The organism is Streptomyces sp., from assembly GCF_035645055.1.
GTDB lineage: Bacteria > Actinomycetota > Actinomycetes > Streptomycetales > Streptomycetaceae > Streptomyces.
In genome coordinates this window covers 68,124-86,282 of the sequence record NZ_DASQNH010000019.1, presented here as the reverse complement: position 1 = coordinate 86,282, position 18,159 = coordinate 68,124, and the positions used below count along the sequence as shown (strand labels likewise).

The following is an 18,159-nucleotide window of genomic DNA, read 5'->3' as shown; positions in this document are numbered from 1 at the left end:
CACCGGAACCACCGGAGACACCGGACCGGACAGGAGGCGACAACTCATGGGCCTCGGCGGGTGCATCATCCTCATCGCCGTGGGAGCCATCCTCACCTTCGCGACCGACTGGGACATGCAGGGGGTCAACCTCGACCTGGTCGGGATCATCCTGATGATCGTCGGGCTGATCGGCGTGTCGACGTTCAGCAGCATCGCCCGCCGCCGGCGGGTGGTGGTGCCGCCGACCACTCCGGTCGTCGACGAGCAGGCTCCGCACATCCATCAGCGGCGCGACGGTTACAGCGACGGCTACGGCGTATAGCCGCTTCCCGGCCCGGTTCTAGGCCAGCGTGTGACCCGTCGTCGCGTCCACGTGGTCCGGAACCGGGTCGTGGCGATCTCCGACCGTGAGGGTGCCGGTCGGTTCGAAGAGCAGGATCTCGGTGGGCACCGGGGCGTACGGCTTGTGCTCGGTGCCGCGCGGGACGGTGAAGAGGGAGCCCTTCGGCAGGACGACCGTGCGCTCGCCGGACGGTTCGCGCAGGCCGATGTGGAGTTCGCCGGCCAGCACCAGGAAGAACTCGTCGGTGTGGTCGTGGACATGCCAGACGTGTTCCCCCTCGACCTTGGCGACGCGGACGTCGTAGTCGTTGACGGCGGTGACGATCCGCGGGCTCCAGTGGTCGGTGAAGGAGGCGAGCGCGGCATTCAGCGAGACGGGTTCCATGCGGCCATCGTGCGGGGTGACAGGCCCGCGCCACGAGTGCTAGGAATCGCATATGCCGCAAGGATCCTCTCAGCCGCTCCCGCGCGTGGTGCTCGTCGTCGACGAGAACTCCAACCCGTTCGAGATGAGCTGCGCCATCGAGATCTTCGGGCTGCGCCGTCCCGAGCTGGGCCGTGACCTGTACGGCTTCCGGCTGTGCGCGGCCGAACCGCACACCCGGATGCGGGACGGGTTCTTCACGCTCACCGGGGTCGCCGGGCTGGACGCGGTGGACACGCTGGCGGAGGGCGACACGCTGATCGTGCCGAACCGGCCGGACACCGACGTCCCGCGCGCCCGGGTCGTCCTGGACGCGATCCGCCGGGCCCACGCGCGCGGGGTGCGGCTGATCGGGTTCTGTTCGGGCGCGTTCACGCTCGCGGAGGCCGGACTGCTGGACGGCCGGCCCGCCGCCTGCCACTGGATGTGGGCGGAGTCGTTCCGGACCCGCTTCCCGCGCGTACGGCTGGAGCCGGACGTGCTCTTCGTGGACGACGGCGACATCCTCACCGCCTCGGGCAGCGCGTCGGCGCTGGACCTGGGGCTGCACGTCGTACGGCGGGACCACGGCGCGGAGATCGCCAACCATGTGTCCCGGCGGCTGGTGTTCGCCGCCCACCGGGACGGCGGGCAGCGGCAGTTCGTGGAACGGCCGGTGCCGGAGGTCCGGGACGAGTCGCTGGCCCCGCTGCTGGCGTGGGCGCAGGAGCGGCTGGCGGAGCCGCTGACGGTGGCCGATCTCGCCGCCCGCGCGGCGGTGTCCCCGGCGACCCTGCACCGCCGCTTCCGCGCCCAGCTGGGCACCACTCCGCTGGCGTGGCTGACGGGGGAGCGGGTGGCACTGGCCTGCCGGCTGATCGAGCGGGGGGAGGAGCGGCTGGACGTGGTGGCCGCGCGGAGCGGTCTGGGCACCGCGGCGAACCTGCGGGCGCGGCTGCGCCGGGAGACCGGGCTCAGCCCGTCGGCCTACCGGCGGCGTTTCGGGACGGCCGCCGGGGAAGCGCTGGTGTCATGAGATACCTCGTACGCGACCGGCTCCTGGGCTTCGGCGACGACTACTGGATCGAGAACGAGCACGGCGACAAGGCGTACCTCGTCGACGGCAAGGCCATGCGGCTGCGGGACACCTTCGAGCTGAAGGATTCCGAGGGGCGGGTGCTGATCGACATCCGGGAGAAGATGCTCGCCCTGCGCGACACCCTGCTCATCGAGCGGGACGGCGAAGCCCTGGCGAGCATCCGCCGCAAACGGCTGTCCCTGCTGCGCAACCACTACCGGGTGACGCTGGTCGACGGCACGGAGCTGGACGTCAGCGGCAAGATCCTCGACCGCGAGTTCGCCATCGAGTACGACGGTGAACTCCTCGCCGTCATCTCCCGCCGGTGGCTGCACCTGCGGGACACCTACGGCGTCGACGTGGTCCGCGAGGACGCGGATCCGGCGCTGCTGATCGCGGTGGCGGTGTGCGTGATCCACCTGGCGGAGCGGGAGGGGGAGGAGGACTGACGGCGCCGTGCCGGGTGACGGCCGGTCAGCGGCGCGGTGGCTCCTCCAGGCCCAGCACCCGGTCCTTCAGCGCCGGGAACTGATCCCGGGTCACCGCGACCCGGCCGGGGTCGAATTCCACCGTGAGCACCTGCTCGCCGGGGCCCGCCTCGGCCAGCACCTCACCCCACGGATCGACCACGATCGAGTGACCGGCCTGGGGAACTCCGGCGTGCGTCCCGGCCGTTCCGCAGGCGAGGACGAAGGCCTGGTTCTCCACCGCCCGGGCCCGGGCGAGCAGTGTCCAGTGCGAGCGGCGGCGTTCCGGCCAGCCCGCCGGGACCACCAGGGTCTCGGCGCCGGCGTCCACGAGACCGCGGAAGAGTTCGGGGAAACGGAGGTCGTAGCAGGTGGCCACGCCCAGTGTCGTCCCGGGGAGACGGACCGTCACCAGATCGCGTCCCGCGCCCATCAGCACGGCCTCGCCCTTGTCGAAACCGAACCGGTGGATCTTGCGGTAGGCGGCGGCCAGCTCGCCGGAGGGGGAGAAGACGAGAGAGGTGTTGTAGAGGGGGCCCTCGGGGTCGCGTTCGGGGATCGAGCCGGCGTGCAGCCAGACGCCGGCGTCGCTCGCCGCCTTGGCCATCGCCTCGTGCGTCGGGCCGTCCAGCGGCTCGGCCTCGCGGCCGAACTCCTCGTAGGCGAACGCCCCGGTGGTCCACAGCTCCGGCAGGACGACCAGGTCGGCGCCCGCCTGCTCACGCACCAGGGAGGCGACTCGCCGTCGACGCGTTTCGACCGATTCGCCCTCGTCTACGGCGATCTGGATCAGAGAAGCGCGCACAGTACCACCGTCCTGGCAATCGAGCCGTCCACAAGGGCGTCCACGTCGGCTTCCACACCGGCGTCCACTCAGGCCTACGATCGTCACACGAAAGGCCTGCCGGGGTGCCTCACAGCAGCGTAACTTAGCGTTCAAGACACCCGCCGACAGCCGCCACCTCCCACTGGCAACGCCGCCACCACCTGCCCGTGTACCGACCGCCGAGGGGTCCCGTTCCGTGAGTCTGCATCCCACTCTCCAGCCCTACGCCGACGCCTGGACCCACTCCATCGAGGCGATATCCGAGCTGGTGGAGCACCTGGTGGAGGCCGACTGGAACCGGCGCACGCCCTGCCCGGCCTGGTCGGTGCGCGACGTCGTGTCCCACGTCATCGGACTGGACTGCGAGATGCTGGGCGACCCTCGCCCCATCCACACCCTGCCGCGCGACCTGTTCCACGTCACCAACGACCACCAGCGGTACATGGAGATGCAGGTCGACGTCCGCCGCCATCACACGGCGCCGGAGATGACCTCCGAGCTGGAGTACACGGTCATCCGCCGCAACCGGCAGCTGCGCAACGAGTCCCGCGACCCGGGGACGAAGGTGCGCGGTCCGCTCGGCGCGGAGCTGACGCTGGAGGAGTCGATGCGCCGGCACGCGTTCGACGTGTGGGTGCACGAGCAGGATCTGCGCACCGCCCTCGGACGCCCCGGCAACCTGGACTCGCCGGGCGCGCACGTCGCCCGTGACGTACTGCTCGCCGCGCTCCCGGACGTGGTCGCGGTGAAGGCGGAGGCGCCGCGCAGCTCGGCGATCGTCTTCGACGTGCACGGGCCGGTGGAGTTCCTGCGCACCATCCGTGTCGACATCCAGGGCCGCGGCACCCTGGAGACGGCCCCCGCGCTGGGTCCCGCCGCCACGCTCACCCTGGACTGGGAGACGTATGTCCGGCTGGCCTGCGGCCGGGTGAGCCCGGAGGCGGTCGGGGACCGGGTGAAGCTGGAGGGCGACCCGGATCTGACGGCGGCGATCCTGCGCCACTTCGCGGTGACACCGTAGGGCGGAGAGGCGGTGCCGCCGCGGGGCGGATGTGCCGTGCCGCCGCGGAGCGGATATTCGGTACCGGGCCCCGCCTCCCGGGCCGTAGCGTCCGGGCCATGCCCGGTACCCCTTCGCCCAGCGCGGCGCCCTCCCCCACGTCCTCCGCAGCCACCGCGGCCCCCGCGACACCGTCCCCGGCGGCCGGTCCGCCGCGGCTCACCCGGCTGGCCTTCCACGGGCCCCTCTCCGAGCGGCGGGCGGACGCGCTCGTACGGCGGCTGGCCGCGAACCACCCGGCGACCGTCCTGGACCTCGGCTGCGGCTGGGCCGAACTGCTGCTGCGCCTCCTCGCCGCCGCCCCGCAGGCCACCGGCACCGGTGTCGACCTCAACGGCGACGACCTCGGCCGGGCCCGCCGGGCCGCGCGCGACCGGGGGCTCGCCGAGCGGGTGACGTTCGCGGAGGAGTCCGCCGTGGGCACCCGGCGCGGGCCCGCCGACCTGGTGCTGTGCGTCGGCTCCAGCCAGGCGCTGACCACCGTGGAACCGCCCGAGCACCTGCCACAGGCCTTGCGCGCCCTGCGGGAGCTGGTCACCGACGAGGGGCGGGTGCTGCTCGGCGAGGGCTTCTGGCAGCGGACCCCGACGCCCGCCGAGCTGTCGGGGATGTGGCCGGAGGCCTCCGCCGGCGACCACACCGACCTGGCGACCCTGCTCGATCTGGCCGTCGAGGCGGGGTTCCGTCCCGAGTGGACGGAGACGGCGACCCTGGAGGAGTGGGAGGAGTTCGAGTCGGCGTACCAGGCGGACGTGGAGGTGTGGCTGGCCCGCAACCCCGGGCATCCGCTGGCGGACGAGACCCGCGCGCGGGCCGACCGCCATCGCTCCCAGTGGATGCACTACCGGGGTGTGCTGGGCCTGGCCTATCTCACGCTCGTTCCGGTCGTGCGCTGAGGTCGTGCGCTGAGGTGGTGCGCTGAGGTGGTGCGCTGACGGACCGGCTCACGCCGGCACGTGCACCGTCTCCACCCGGCTCGTCACCAGCCGCTCCCGCTCCCGGCGGGCCGCCCGTCCGCGCAGCCGCAGGATCTGGCCGACGCCGAGGGCCTGGAGCACGAAGACGGAGGAGAAGGCGACGGTGTAGTCGTCCCCGGTGGCGTCCAGCAGCACCCCGACCGCGAACAGGGTCGTCATCGAGGCGACGAACCCGCCCATGTTGGTGATGCCGGACGCCGTGCCCTGACGCTCCGGCGGATTCGCCGGGCGCGCGAAGTCGAAGCCGATCATGGAGGCGGGCCCGCAGGCGCCGAGCACCGCGCACAGCACGACCAGCAGCCACATCGGCGCCCGGTCGCCCGGCCAGGCCAGGGTCGTCGCCCACAGCAGCGCCGTCGTCGCGATCGTGCCGAGCGCGAGCGGCAGCCGCGCCCCGTGGTGCCGGGCCACGATCTGGCCGTAGACCAGGCCGATCGCCATGTTCGACAGCACGACCAGGGTCAGCAGTTCACCGGCCGTGGCCCGGGACAGGCCCTGGTCCTCGACCAGGAACGGCATGCCCCACAGCAGCAGGAACACCATGGCCGGGAACTGCGTGGTGAAGTGCACCCACAGGCCGAGCCGGGTGCCGGGCTCCCGCCAGGACTCGGCGATCTGCCGCCGGACGTAGGCAGCCCCCTGGTGCGAGACCGGCTCCGGCTCGTGGCCCTCGGGGTGGTCCTTGAGGAAGAGCAGCAGCAGGACGAACACGACGACTCCGGCGAGGGCGCTGCCGGCGAACGCGTGCGTCCAGCCGATGCCGTGCAGCAACCGGGCCAGGAGCAGCGTGGAGACCAGGTTGCCCGCCATGCCGGCGAGCCCGGCGAGCTGCGCGATCAGCGGTCCGCGCCGGGCCGGGAACCAGCGGCTGCCGAGCCGCAGCACGCTGATGAACGTCATCGCGTCGCCGCAGCCCAGCAGCGCGCGCGAGGCCAGCGCCGTGCCGTACGACGGGGAGAAGGCGAAGCCCAGCTGGCCGGCCGTGAACAGGACGACACCGATGGCCAGCACCTTCTTGGTGCCGAGCCGGTCGACCAGCAGGCCGACGGGGATCTGCATCCCGGCGTAGACCAGCAGCTGGAGGATGGAGAACGTGGCCAGCGCGGAGGCGTTCACGTGGAAGCGGTCGGCGGCGTCGAGGCCGGCCACCCCCAGCGACGTACGGAAGATGACGGCGACGAAGTAGACGGCGACGCCGATCGACCAGACGGCGACCGCGCGCCGGCCGCCGGGCGGATCGCCGGGCAGGGAGACCGAGGGCGCCCTCACCGGACCTCACCTCGCGCCAGGTGCGAGAACCAGCCGACGTGCCGGTGGACGACGGCGACGGCGGCCTCGGCGTCGCCGGAGCGCAGCGCGTCCAGGATCTCCTCGTGCTCGTCGAGGTTCTTCGCGATGCGGTCGGGGTGGGAGTGCATCACGGCGACGCCCATCCGCAGCTGGCGGTCGCGGAGCTGGTCGTAGAGGCGGGAGAGGATCGCGTTGCCGCCGCTGCGGACGATCTCGGCGTGGAAGCAGCGGTCGGTGACCGCGACGGCGGCCAGGTCCCCGGCGGCGGCCTGCTCCTTCTGCTGGGCGAGCAGCTGTTCCAGCCGCGCGATCAGCGCCGGCGGGGCGGGGACGGCCTTGCGGGCGGCGTGCTCCTCGACCAGCAGGCGGGTCTCGACGACGTCGGCGATCTCCTGCGCGGAGACCGGCAGCACCAGGGCGCCCTTCTTCGGGTAGAGCTTGATCAGCCCCTCGGCCTCCAGCCGCAGCAACGCCTCGCGCACGGGGGTGCGCGAAACCCCTACGGCCTCGGCCAGCTCGCCCTCGGTGAGGAGCGTCCCGCCCTCGTAGCGGCGGTCCAGGACGCCTTGTTTGACGTGGGTGTAGACGCGGTCGGCGGCGGGCGGTTGCTTCACGGCGGCCAAGGTCATGCCGACAGGATAGATACATCACGTACGCATAGGATCGCCGGTCCAGGATGCGGACCGGGCGCCCCGGAATTCCCGGTACAACCATTCACGGCCCCCAGGTGTCTCACCTGTGCGGCCCTGTTGCGCCCCTCTCAACTCGGCCACAACAAAGGGACTTAACGATTAGTTCGGGGTATTTCTCTTGATGAGTAGCATTTCGGGCGTTCGGGTCCGCAGAGCCATCACGGTCGGGCTCGCCACCGGCGCGATGATCGCCACGGGCGCCGTCGTCGCCGCACCCGCGCAGGCCCTCACGGTGCCCACCGTCACCGCCAAGGGCGCGTTCGTGATGAACGGCGCGACCGGTGCGACGCTGTACACGAAGTCCGGCGACACCAAGAGGCTCACGGCCTCCACCACGAAGATCATGACCGCCAAGGTCGTGCTCTCACAACCGAACCTGAACCTGGACACCAAGGTGACGATCAGGAGGGAGGTCAGCGACTACATGGTCGCCGAGGGCTACCCCTCGACGGCCCGCCTGATCGTCGGCGACAAGGTGACGGTCCGCCAACTGCTCTACGGGATGATGCTGCCGTCCGGCTGCGACGCCGCGATGGCCCTCGCCGACAAGTTCGGCACCGGCACCACGGTCAAGGCCCGCACCGCCAACTTCATCGGCAAGATGAACACCATGGCCAAGAGCCTGGGCATGACCAACACGCACTTCGACTCGTTCGACGGCCTCAGCAACGGCTCCAACTACTCGACGCCGCGCGACCTGACGAAGCTCGCGCGCAGCACGATGAAGAGCAGCACGTTCCGGGCCGTCGTGAAGACCAAGTCGTACACGGCCAAGACGATCACCGCGTCCGGCTCCGTCCGGACGATGGCGACCTGGTACAACACCAACACGCTGCTCGGCTGGAACGGCACGCTCGGCATCAAGACCGGCTCCGGCCCCGAGGCCAAGTACTGCCTGGTCTTCGCCGCCACGCTCAACGGCGAGCAGGTGATGGGCACCGTCCTGTCCTCCTCCTCGGAGGCCTACCGCACCAGCGACGTGAAGAAGCTCATCAACTACGGCTACGCGCGCATCAGCTGACGCGCCGGCGCACCACGGCACGACACAGGGGCCCGTCGCCTCCCCGGCGACGGGCCCCTTCCGTGCGCTGCTACCGGCTCACGCCCAGGTGATCAGCCGCTTGGGCTGCTCCAGGACGGCCGCCACGTCGGCCAGGACCTTGGAGCCCAGTTCGCCGTCGACCAGGCGGTGGTCGAAGGAGAGCGCCAGGGTGGTGACCTGACGGGGCTTCACCTTGCCCTTGTGGACCCACGGCTGGAGCTTGATCGCGCCCACCGCGAGGATCGCGGACTCGCCGGGGTTGAGGATCGGCGTACCGGTGTCGACGCCGAAGACGCCGACGTTGGTGATGGTGATCGTGCCGCCCTGCATGGCCGCCGGGGACGTCCTGCCCTCGCGCGCCGTGCTGACCAGTTCGCCCAGCGACTCGGCCAGCTGGGGCAGGGTCTTGGCGTGGGCGTCCTTGATGTTCGGCACGATCAGGCCGCGCGGGGTGGCCGCCGCGATGCCCAGGTTGACGTAGTGCTTGACCACGATCTCCTGGGCCGCCTCGTCCCAGGACGCGTTGATGTCCGGGTGGCGCTTGACGGCGACCAGCAGGGCCTTGGCGATCAGCAGCAGCGGGTTCACCCGCAGGCCGCTGAACTCCTTGTCCTGCTTCAGCTCCTCGACCAGCTTCATGGTGCGCGTGACGTCGACCGTCACGAACTCCGTGACGTGCGGCGCGGTGAACGCCGAGCCGACCATCGCCGCGGCCGTGGCCTTGCGGACGCCCTTCACCGGGATCCGGGTCTCGCGCGCCGCGTCGTAACCGACGGCCGCGGCCGGGGCGGCGGCGGGAGCCGGAGCCTGGGCGGCGGCCGGGGCCCGCTCGGGCGCCTGCGGCGGGGCCGCCGCCGCGTGCACGTCCTCGCGGGTGATGACGCCGTCCGGGCCGGTCGGCGTGACCGTGGCCAGGTCGACGCCCAGGTCCTTGGCCAGCTTGCGCACCGGCGGCTTGGCCAGGGGGCGCCGCTGGGCGGCGGCGGGCGCGGGGGCGGCGGGTGCGGAGGCGGGCGCGAGGGCCTGCGCGGGGGCCTGCGCGGCATGGCCGTTCAGCTCCGCCTGGATCGCCGTCGCGGCCGGCTGGGCCGGGGCCTCGGTGCCCTTGCGGGGGCGGCGCTTGGTGGAGGTGGCGGCCACGCCGTAGCCGACCAGCACCGGCTGGCGGCCCTGCGGCTCGGGCTCCTCCTCCACGGACACCTGAGAGACCTGAGCGGTCTGAGGGGCCTGCGGCTCGGCGGCGGGGGCGCCGCCCCCCACCTCGACCGCGATGATCGACGTGCCCACGTCGACCGTGGTGCCCTCGGGGAAGTGCAGCGCGCGGACCACACCGTCGTACGGGATGGGCAGCTCGACGGCGGCCTTGGCCGTCTCCACCTCGCACACGATCTGACCGTCGGTGACGGTGTCACCGGGCTGGACGTACCACTTGAGGATCTCCGCCTCGGTGAGCCCCTCGCCCACGTCCGGCATTTTGAACTCGCGTACGGACGCATCCGTCATCGTCGTCACGACCCTCTCCTCAGTACGCCAGGGCACGGTCGACGGCGTCGAGCACCCGGTCCAGGCCCGGCAGGTACTCCTCCTCCAGGCGCGCCGGCGGGTACGGCGCGTGGTAGCCGCCGACCCGGAGCACCGGGGCCTCCAGGTGGTAGAAGCAACGCTCGGTGATCCGCGCGGCGATCTCCGCGCCCGAGCCGAAGAACACCGGCGCCTCGTGGACCACGACGAGCCGGCGGGTCTTCTCCACCGACGCCTGGATGGCGTCGAAGTCGAGCGGGGAGACCGAGCGCAGGTCCAGGACCTCCAGGTTCCTGCCCTCCTCGGCGGCCGCGGCGGCGACCTCCAGGCAGGTCTTCACCATCGGGCCGTAGGCGGCCAGGGTGAGGTCGCCGCCCTCGCGGACCACCCGCGCGCCGTGCAGCGGGCCGGGGATGGCCTCGGTGTTGACCTCGCCCTTGTCCCAGTAGCGCCGCTTGGGCTCGAAGAAGATCACCGGGTCGTCGCTCTGGATGGCCTGCTGCATCATCCAGTACGCGTCGGAGGCGTTGGAGGGGCTGACGATCTTGAGGCCGGCCACATGGGCGAACAGGGCCTCGGGGGACTCGGAGTGGTGCTCGACCGCGCCGATGCCGCCGCCGTAGGGGATGCGCACGACGACGGGCATCTTGACCTTGCCCAGGGAGCGGGCGTGCATCTTCGCGAGCTGCGTGACGATCTGGTCGTACGCCGGGAAGACGAAGCCGTCGAACTGGATCTCCACCACCGGCCGGTACCCGCGCAGGGCGAGGCCGATCGCGGTGCCGACGATGCCGGACTCGGCGAGGGGGGTGTCGATGACGCGGCTCTCGCCGAAGTCCTTCTGCAGGCCGTCGGTCACCCGGAAGACGCCGCCGAGCTTGCCGACGTCCTCGCCCATGACGAGCACCTTGGGGTCGGACTCCAGGGCGCGGCGCAGCGACTCGTTGATCGCCTTGGCCAGGGCCATCTTCTCGGCCATGTCAGTTGCCCCCCTCGTCGGCGAACGACGCCTGGTACGCGGCGAACTGCGCGCGTTCCTCGTCGACGAGCGCGTGCCCGTCCGCGTACACGTTCTCGAAGATGGCGAGGTGGTCCGGGTCCGGCATGGCGCGGACCGCCTCGCGCACTCGCTTGCCCAACGTCTCGCTCTCGGTCTCCAGTTCCGCGAAGAATCCCTCGTCCGCGTGGTTCGACGCCTCCAGGTACCGGCGCAGGCGCAGGATCGGGTCCTTGGCCTCCCAGGCGGCCCGCTCGTCGTCGTGGCGGTAGCGGGTGGGGTCGTCGGAGGTGGTGTGGGCGCCCATGCGGTAGGTGTACGCCTCGACGAGGGTGGGGCCCTCGCCGCCGCGGGCGCGCTCCAGGGCCCACTTGGTCACGGCGAGGCAGGCCAGCACGTCGTTGCCGTCGACCCGGACGCCGGGGAAGCCGAAGCCCTGTGCGCGCTGGTAGAGCGGGACGCGGGTCTGCTTCTCGGTGGGCTCGGAGATCGCCCACTGGTTGTTCTGGCAGAAGAACACCACGGGGGCGTTGTAGACCGCGGAGAACGTGAAGGACTCGGCCACGTCGCCCTGGCTGGAGGCGCCGTCGCCGAAGTAGGCGATGACCGCGCTGTCCGCGCCGTCCTTGGCGATGCCCATCGCGTAGCCGGTGGCGTGCAGCGTCTGGGAGCCGATGACGATCGTGTACAGGTGGAAGTTGTTGCCGTTGGGGTCCCAGCCGCCGTTGTTCACGCCGCGGAACATGCCGAGCAGGTTGGTCGGGTCGACGCCGCGGCACCAGGCGACGCCGTGCTCGCGGTAGGTCGGGAAGACGTAGTCGTCGTCGCGCAGGGCCCGGCCGGAGCCGATCTGGGCGGCCTCCTGGCCGAGCAGCGAGGCCCACAGGCCCAGCTCGCCCTGGCGCTGGAGGGCGGTGGCCTCGGCGTCGAAGCGGCGGGTGAGCACCATGTCGCGGTACAGACCGCGCAGCTCCTCGGGGGTGATGGCGGCGACGTACCTGTCGTACTCGGCGTTCTTGACGCGCTTGCCCTCGGGCGTCAGCAGCTGCACGAGCCGGGGGTCGGTGCCCTGGTCGGCGCCGGTGCCCTTCTTGGCGGTCGTGCGCTTGCCGGCCGTGCTCTTCGTACTGGCGCTGCGTCGCGGTGTGCGCGCGGCAGTGCTCTCCACGGTCACGTGTGCTCCTCCGTCGGTCCGGCCCCCGGGGTTGCCGGTAGGCCAGTGCGGCTCACCTGTTTCGACCACCGGGCACGGGGTGGGTGCCACTCGGCCGGGAACAGGCGTGACAGGTGCCCCGGCGAGCGCCCTGCATCCATCACGTTACCCAGTGCTCCACATTTCTGTGAAACCCCTCCTGACCTGCGATTTTGCTTGGAAATCCAAGTAAATCGAAAAGCCGGGAAGGAACCCTGGTCACAGCGTTGCAGGGGGCCGGAACACCGGCACGTTATCCCGGCCACCCAGGTCATAGGAAGAGTTCTGTGTGAGACTGATCGCGTGCGCGAAGATGGAAAAATCGGAGTATTCCTCCTCGACGGTCACGAGATCGCCCGCAGCGGTGTGTACGAACCGCTGTCCGGTGAGGATGGCATCGAGGTGGCCGGCGAGGCGGGTGCCGCCGACGCGCTGGTGCGGATTCCGGCCACCCGCCCGGATGTGGCGATGCTGGGTGACGCTGACGTCCTTCGCCGGCGACGAGGCCCTGTTCGACGCGATCACGGCGGGCGCGCCCGGGTTATGTGCTGAAGGACATCCGGGGCATCGAGCCGGACCGGCGGATCGGTGAGCGGCTGAGTCCCGCGGAGAAGACGATCAAGAATTGCGCCTCCGGTCCGCTCGCGAAACTGCTCGCGAAACCCGGTACGCGGCGGCGCTCGCAGGCGGCCGCACAAGTGGCGCGAATGCGGGCGGAGAAATACTGACCGCGCGGTTCACCCGACGGGCCGACGGGCTCATTGAGAAAAAGGCGCCATGTGACCGAAAGCGATCGTCGGCGACTTCCTGTGACAACGCCCAGCTCACGAGGCCCGTCCGGTGCCCTAGCATCTGGCGCGTGCCGCGCCCCTGTGTACCACCCCCCGGGCCCCTCGCGCCCCCGCTGAGCGCCCTCCTCCGCCAGTACGGCGCGGGCTCCGCCCTCACCTGCGTCCCGGTCGACCAGGGGCTGCTGAACCGCGGCTACCGGCTCCGCACCACACGCGGCCGGTACTTCCTCAAGCACCACTTCGACCCCGACACCGCCGACCCCGCGGCCATCGAGCGCCGGCACCGCGCCACCCAGCGCCTGGCCGACCTGGGCGTGCCCGTCGCCCCGCCGCTGGCCGGACGCGACGGGCGCACGGTCGCGGTGGTCGGCGGGCACGCGTACGCCCTGCACCCGTGGATCGACGGCCGGCACCGCCACGGCGGCCAGCTCACCCCCGGCCAGTGCGGCCGGCTCGGGGCGCTGCTGGGCGCCGTGCACGCGAGCCTGGAGCGGGTGATGCCCCCGAAGGGGCGAACGGCCCCGGCCAGGCATCCCCACCCCGTGGAGAGCGCCGACCCCGCCGACACCTTCGACCTCATCGACGACCTCCTCGCGCGCGTGCGCCGGCACCGGCCCGCCGACTCCTTCGACGAGCTGGCCCGGCACCGGCTCCTGGAGCGGCGGGCGCTGCTGGAGCGGCACGCGGACCGACGGCCCCCGCGCGGCGGCTCGGTGGGCTGGGTGCACGGCGACTTCCACCCGTTCAACGTGCTCTACCAGGGGGATGCGCCGGCCGCGATCGTCGACTGGGACCGGCTCGGCGTCCAGCCCCGCGCGGAGGAGGCGGTACGCGCCGCCGCGATCTTCTTCGTGGAGCCCGCGGGCGCGCTGGACCTGCCCAAGGTGCGGGCGTACGCGCGCGCGTACCGGCGGGCCGCCCAGGCCGCGCCGTCCGAGCTGGCGGCGGCCGTGCACCGGGTGTGGTGGGAACGCCTCAACGACTTCTGGATGCTGCGCTGGCACTACGAGCGCGGCGACACCCGCGCGGACCCCCAGTTCCCGGCCGCCTCGGCGCTGGCCGTGTGGTGGACCCGGGAGTACGACGCGGTGTGCGGGGCGTTCGTGGACTGAACGCCCCGCGAGCGCTGGGAGCGGTGCCTTCGGCGGGGTCTGCGGAGGCTCAGACGCCGCCCCCGTCGGCGCCGCTGATGACGCCCGCGTCGGCACCGCCGGTGTCCGTGCCGCCGTTCTCGGTGCCGCCGTTCTCGGTGCCGCCGTTCTCCGTGCCGCCGTTCTCCGTGCCGCCCGTGTCCGTGCCGCCGGTGTCCGTGCCGCCCGTGTCCGTGCCGCCCGTGCCGGTCGGCGGGGTGTCCGTCGGCGGGTCCGTCGGGTCCTCGGACCAGGACGGCGACGGGCTGTACGACGGGGCCGGCGTCGGGTCCCAGCCGCCCCAGCCGCCTCCACCGCCCGAGCCGTCACCCGTGGAGGTGTCCGGGGACTCCTGCGTCGCGTCGTCGCTCGGCGTCTTCTCGGCCGTCTCGCCGCCGGTGCTCTTGCTGATCGTCGGGGTCGGGCTGGGGTCGGTGCCCGGCTCCTTCGTCTTGCCGTTGTTGACGGCGAGCGCGACGCCCGCCGCGATGGCGATCACCGCGAGGACGGCGAGGATCCACAGCTTGCCGCGGCCACCGCCCCGGTTGCCGTGTCCCTCGAAGCCGCCGTCGTCCCGGCCGCCGTGGTGCGGCAGGATCTGCTGCGGGATCTGGGAGGTGCCGGAGGCGTCCACGGGGTGCGGCAGCACGGCCGTACCGGCCATGCCCGCCGCGGCGGTGTGCCGGCCGTCGTGCGCGTCCACCGGGCCGGTGTTCCAGGTGCCCGTGTGGCTGCCCTGCTCGTAGAGCATCTGCAGGGCGTACTGGACCAGGCCGCGCATCTCCTCCGCGGTCTGGAAGCGGTCGTCGGGCTCCTTGGCGAGGGAGCGCATGACGAGGCCGTCCAGCTCCGGCGGGGCGCCGTCGGAGGCCTCGGACGGCGGCGTCGGGATGTCCTGGACGTGCTGGTAGACCACCGACAGCGGGGTCTCGCCGACGAACGGCGGGCGCAGCGCGAGCAGTTCGTAGAGCAGACAGCCGGTCGCGTACAGGTCGGAGCGGTGGTCGACGGCCTTGCCGAGCGCCTGCTCCGGGGAGAGGTACTGCGGGGTGCCCATGACCATGCCGGTCTGCGTCATCGTCGTGGACGCGCCGTGCAGGGCGCGGGCGATGCCGAAGTCCATCACCTTCACGGCGCCGTTGTGCGTGATGATGACGTTGGCGGGCTTGATGTCGCGGTGCACGATGCCGTGCTGGTGCGAGTAGGCCAGCGCCTCCAGGACGCCGGAGACGATGATCAGCGCCTGTTCCGGGCCGGGCGCCTCGGCGTTGTGCAGCAGATCGCGGATGGTGCGGCCCTCGACCAGTTCCATCACGATGTACGGCACCGACTGGCCGCCCACGAAGTCCTCGCCGGAGTCGTACACGGCGACGATCGCGTGGTGGTTGAGGCCGGCCACGGACTGGGCCTCGCGCGTGAAGCGGGCCTTGGAGACCGGGTCCTCGGCGAGATCGGCGCGCAGCAGCTTGACCGCCACGGTGCGTCCGAGCCGTACGTCCTCGGCCGCGAACACCTCGGCCATGCCGCCCCGGCCGAGCCGGTGGGTCAGCCGGTACCGGCCGTCCCCTACCAGCCCGCCGTTACCCCACAATTCCGGCGCATCTGACATCCCGCCGCCAGTCGCCTCGGGGTCGGACGGGCCCTGAGCGCGCTGCTGCTGTGCCATCAGTCCTCGCCGTCGTTTCTGCCCGCGGTGCGCGCGGTGTTGTTACGGTCTCCGTCGGCCACGCTACAGCCTCCGCGCAAGCCGCCGGTCCGGGACGGGCGCCGCGACCGGCATGAGACGGACCGGTCATCAAACCGTGCCCCCGCGCGGTCGTGCAAATCCTGTGTACCGGTCGTACGGCCGCTGTAACGCTTCCGCGACGCTTCTTTCGCGTACGGTCACGGAACGGGCACCGAGCTTGACGTGTCAGTGCCCTGGGGCAGACTTGGCCGGGAATAGCACTTTCGATCAACAGCATTCGATCGACCGAAGCACACCAGCACTTCACGACAACAGTTGCCGCTGTCGCCGGTGCCTATGGGGGACGCAGAGAGATGAGCCAGGACGGCGCACAGGACCGGTACGCGGGGAGATCGCTCGCCGGCGGCCGCTATCAGCTGCGTGATCTGCTGGGTCAGGGCGGCATGGCCTCCGTCCACCTCGCGTACGACAGCGTGCTCGACCGGCAGGTCGCGATCAAGACCCTGCACACCGAGCTGGGCCGCGAGCAGGCCTTCCGCGAGCGGTTCCGCCGCGAGGCGCAGGCCGTGGCCAAGCTCACGCACACCAACATCGTCTCCGTCTTCGACACCGGCGAGGACGACGTGGACGGCATGACGATGCCGTACATCGTCATGGAGTACGTCGAGGGCCGCCCGCTGGGCTCGGTGCTGGAGGAGGACATCCGCCAGTTCGGCGCGATGCCCGCCGACAAGGCCCTCAAGGTCACCGCGGACGTGCTGGCGGCCCTGGAGATCAGCCACGAGATGGGGCTGGTCCACCGGGACATCAAGCCGGGCAACGTGATGGTGACGAAGCGCGGCGTCATCAAGGTGATGGACTTCGGCATCGCGCGGGCCATGCAGTCCGGCGTGACCTCGATGACCCAGACCGGCATGGTCGTCGGCACCCCGCAGTACCTCTCCCCGGAGCAGGCCCTCGGCCGCGGCGTGGACGCCCGTTCCGACCTGTACTCGGTCGGCATCATGCTGTTCCAGCTCGTCACCGGGCGGCTGCCGTTCGACGCGGACTCGCCGCTGGCGATCGCCTACGCGCACGTGCAGGAGGAGCCGGTGGCTCCCTCGGCGATCAACCGCGCGCTGCCGCCGGCCGTGGACGCGCTCGTCGCCCGTGCCCTGAAGAAGAACCCGAACGAGCGCTTCCCGACCGCCGTCGCCATGCGCGACGAGTGCCTGCGGGTCGCCGCCTCCTTCCAGCCCGCCCCGCCGAGCATCGTGGCGGGCACCCCGGCGCAGAGCGGCGCGGGCGTCGGCTCCGCCGTCTTCCCGCCGGTCGACCAGAGCACCTCGGCGCCCGTGAGCGGCGTCCAGACGCCGTACCAGCCGACGCCGGCCCCGAACCCGTACGGCACGCCCACGCCGCAGCCCCAGCCGTCGTACGGCTATCCGCAGCAGGGCGGCTACCCGACGCCGTCCCCGTACGCGCCCCAGCAGACGCCGTCCACGCCGCCGCCGTACACCCTCACGCCGCAGACCCCCACGCCCTCCTCGGGCTCGGGCGGCGGCAAGAGCAACAAGGCGGTCGTCCTGGGCTCGGCCGTCGTCGCGGTGCTGGCCGCCGGCGGTCTGGTCGCCGCGCTGACACTGGGCGGCGGTGAGAAGGAGGACCAGGGCAAGGGCGGCGCCACGCCGACGGCCACGGACACGAAGAAGCCGGGGTACCGGGGGCCGGACACCTCCCGGACGATCGACCCGACCGAGTGCAGCGAGCCCGAAGAGTCGCTCAACGACCCGGACAAGATCAAGATCCCGGACTTCCAGTTCAAGAACATCAAGTCGGTCCAGGAATGCCTCCAGTCCGCGGGCTGGCAGAAGGAAATCAAGTACCAGGACGAGAACACCTACGGCGACGGCACCGTCATGGGACAGTTCCCGGCCGCGGGCACGGACGTCGACCCCACCGAGAAGATCGTCATCCAGCTGAACGTCTCCACGGGCAACCCGGCGTCCTGAGCCGCCGATGAGCGGCCACGAGGGCGCATGGGAAAGGCCCGGCGGATGCCGGGCCATTCTCCGTGGGACGGCTCTGGGGTACGGCGCTACAGGTACGGTCCGCCCTGACGTCCCCCCGCGCGGGGGTCGTCAGGACCCTCGTGCCCCACACCCGGCGGCAGCGCGCGGCGCATCTGCTCCAGCTGGGCCCGCGCGGCCATCTGCTGGGCGAACAGGGTCGTCTGGATCCCGTGGAAGAGACCTTCCAGCCAGCCCACCAACTGCGCCTGCGCGATGCGCAGCTCCGCGTCGGACGGGGTCGCGTCGTGCGTGAACGGCAGGGAGAGCCGCTCCAGCTCCTCGACCAGCTCCGGCGCCAGACCGTCCTCCAGCTCCTTCACCGAGCTGGCGTGGATCTCCTTGAGCCGCACCCGGCTGGCCTCGTCCAGAGGCGCCGCCCGCACCTCCTCCAGCAGCTGCTTGATCATGCTGCCGATGCGCATGACCTTCGCCGGCTGCTCGACCTGGTCCGTCACCGGGGTCTCGTGGGAGTCCTCGTCTCCACCGCCGCCGCTGAGCGCCATGCCGTCCTGGCCCACGACCAGGATCCGCTGGGGGTTCTCCGGCGACCTTTCGTTCCTCGGCATCTCCATGCGGCCATTCTCTCCCACCCGGGATCCCCGCTGAGACGCCCCCGCACGACCAGCCGCCT

The 18,159-nt window shown here is 71.7% G+C and carries 17 protein-coding genes and 1 pseudogene; 9 read left to right on the top strand and 9 right to left on the bottom strand.

All coding sequences use genetic code 11. The features are described from left to right. The first annotated feature begins 46 nt into the window (after positions 1–46). The gene (locus VE614_RS06100) at positions 47–304 is read left to right on the top strand and encodes a DUF6458 family protein (protein WP_324933226.1); all 258 of its coding nucleotides are present in this window, start codon (positions 47–49) and stop codon (positions 302–304) included. An 18-nt stretch (positions 305–322) separates the two neighbouring features. On the opposite strand, the gene VE614_RS06095 is transcribed toward VE614_RS06100, so the two are convergent. Further along, on the bottom strand, positions 323–709 hold the full coding sequence (locus VE614_RS06095; RefSeq protein ID WP_324933223.1) for a cupin domain-containing protein: 387 nt from the start codon (positions 707–709) through the stop codon (positions 323–325). A gap of 52 nt (positions 710–761) precedes the next feature. On the opposite strand from VE614_RS06095, the gene VE614_RS06090 reads away from it, so the two are divergent. Then, on the top strand, positions 762–1,763 hold the full coding sequence (locus VE614_RS06090) for a GlxA family transcriptional regulator (RefSeq protein WP_324933220.1): 1,002 nt from the start codon (positions 762–764) through the stop codon (positions 1,761–1,763). Next, positions 1,760–2,254 carry an LURP-one-related/scramblase family protein gene (locus VE614_RS06085; RefSeq protein ID WP_324933218.1) on the top strand — a complete coding sequence of 165 codons (495 nt, stop codon included), beginning with the start codon at positions 1,760–1,762 and terminating at the stop codon, positions 2,252–2,254. Before VE614_RS06090 ends, VE614_RS06085 begins: the two co-directional genes overlap by 4 nt. A gap of 25 nt (positions 2,255–2,279) precedes the next feature. Here the strand turns inward: VE614_RS06085 and VE614_RS06080 are convergent, their stop codons facing one another. Continuing rightward, the gene (locus tag VE614_RS06080; RefSeq protein ID WP_324933216.1) at positions 2,280–3,077 is read right to left on the bottom strand and encodes a carbon-nitrogen family hydrolase; all 798 of its coding nucleotides are present in this window, start codon (positions 3,075–3,077) and stop codon (positions 2,280–2,282) included. A gap of 217 nt (positions 3,078–3,294) precedes the next feature. Here VE614_RS06080 and VE614_RS06075 point away from each other — a divergent pair, with 217 nt between their 5' ends. Together VE614_RS06075 and VE614_RS06070 are read left to right on the top strand one after the other, a co-directional pair. Further along, positions 3,295–4,119 carry a maleylpyruvate isomerase family mycothiol-dependent enzyme gene (locus VE614_RS06075; RefSeq protein WP_324933210.1) on the top strand — a complete coding sequence of 275 codons (825 nt, stop codon included), beginning with the start codon at positions 3,295–3,297 and terminating at the stop codon, positions 4,117–4,119. A 98-nt stretch (positions 4,120–4,217) separates the two neighbouring features. Further along, entirely contained in the window at positions 4,218–5,054 is an 837-nt protein-coding gene (locus VE614_RS06070; RefSeq protein WP_324933207.1) for a methyltransferase, read from the top strand. A 48-nt stretch (positions 5,055–5,102) separates the two neighbouring features. Here the strand turns inward: VE614_RS06070 and VE614_RS06065 are convergent, their stop codons facing one another. Both VE614_RS06065 and VE614_RS06060 read right to left on the bottom strand, forming a co-directional pair. Then, complete coding sequence (locus VE614_RS06065; protein WP_324933204.1) at positions 5,103–6,404, bottom strand: MFS transporter; 1,302 nt, start codon at positions 6,402–6,404, stop codon at positions 5,103–5,105. Continuing rightward, positions 6,401–7,054, bottom strand: coding sequence for a GntR family transcriptional regulator (locus VE614_RS06060; RefSeq protein WP_324933201.1), 654 nt, complete (start codon positions 7,052–7,054; stop codon positions 6,401–6,403). Before VE614_RS06060 ends, VE614_RS06065 begins: the two co-directional genes overlap by 4 nt. A 184-nt stretch (positions 7,055–7,238) precedes the next feature. Here VE614_RS06060 and VE614_RS06055 point away from each other — a divergent pair, with 184 nt between their 5' ends. Further along, positions 7,239–8,138 (top strand): D-alanyl-D-alanine carboxypeptidase family protein, encoded by a 900-nt coding sequence (locus VE614_RS06055; RefSeq protein ID WP_324933199.1) that lies wholly within the window; start codon positions 7,239–7,241, stop codon positions 8,136–8,138. Between the two features lie 78 nt (positions 8,139–8,216). Here VE614_RS06055 and VE614_RS06050 read toward each other — a convergent pair whose 3' ends face one another. The 3 genes from VE614_RS06050 to pdhA are packed head-to-tail and all read right to left on the bottom strand — an operon-like array spanning position 8,217 to position 11,851. Next, entirely contained in the window at positions 8,217–9,671 is a 1,455-nt protein-coding gene (locus VE614_RS06050) for a dihydrolipoamide acetyltransferase family protein (RefSeq protein WP_324933196.1), read from the bottom strand. 10 nt (positions 9,672–9,681) lie between these two features. Beyond that, on the bottom strand, positions 9,682–10,659 hold the full coding sequence (locus VE614_RS06045; RefSeq protein ID WP_324933193.1) for an alpha-ketoacid dehydrogenase subunit beta: 978 nt from the start codon (positions 10,657–10,659) through the stop codon (positions 9,682–9,684). A gap of 1 nt (position 10,660) precedes the next feature. Beyond that, positions 10,661–11,851 carry a pyruvate dehydrogenase (acetyl-transferring) E1 component subunit alpha gene (gene pdhA / locus VE614_RS06040; protein WP_324933191.1) on the bottom strand — a complete coding sequence of 397 codons (1,191 nt, stop codon included), beginning with the start codon at positions 11,849–11,851 and terminating at the stop codon, positions 10,661–10,663. A 321-nt stretch (positions 11,852–12,172) separates the two neighbouring features. On the opposite strand from pdhA, the pseudogene VE614_RS06035 reads away from it, so the two are divergent. Then, positions 12,173–12,597: pseudogene (locus VE614_RS06035) on the top strand (response regulator transcription factor). A 131-nt stretch (positions 12,598–12,728) separates the two neighbouring features. Next, positions 12,729–13,772, top strand: a complete 1,044-nt coding sequence (locus tag VE614_RS06030) for a phosphotransferase (RefSeq protein ID WP_324933189.1) — start codon at positions 12,729–12,731, stop codon at positions 13,770–13,772. A gap of 49 nt (positions 13,773–13,821) precedes the next feature. Here the strand turns inward: VE614_RS06030 and VE614_RS06025 are convergent, their stop codons facing one another. Next, positions 13,822–15,456, bottom strand: a complete 1,635-nt coding sequence (locus VE614_RS06025; protein ID WP_324933182.1) for a protein kinase domain-containing protein — start codon at positions 15,454–15,456, stop codon at positions 13,822–13,824. A 374-nt stretch (positions 15,457–15,830) separates the two neighbouring features. On the opposite strand from VE614_RS06025, the gene VE614_RS06020 reads away from it, so the two are divergent. Further along, positions 15,831–17,468 (top strand): protein kinase domain-containing protein, encoded by a 1,638-nt coding sequence (locus VE614_RS06020; RefSeq protein WP_324933179.1) that lies wholly within the window; start codon positions 15,831–15,833, stop codon positions 17,466–17,468. Positions 17,469–17,554: 86 nt separating this feature from the next. On the opposite strand, the gene VE614_RS06015 is transcribed toward VE614_RS06020, so the two are convergent. Beyond that, on the bottom strand, positions 17,555–18,100 hold the full coding sequence (locus VE614_RS06015; RefSeq protein ID WP_324933176.1) for a bacterial proteasome activator family protein: 546 nt from the start codon (positions 18,098–18,100) through the stop codon (positions 17,555–17,557). Positions 18,101–18,159 lie beyond the last annotated feature (59 nt).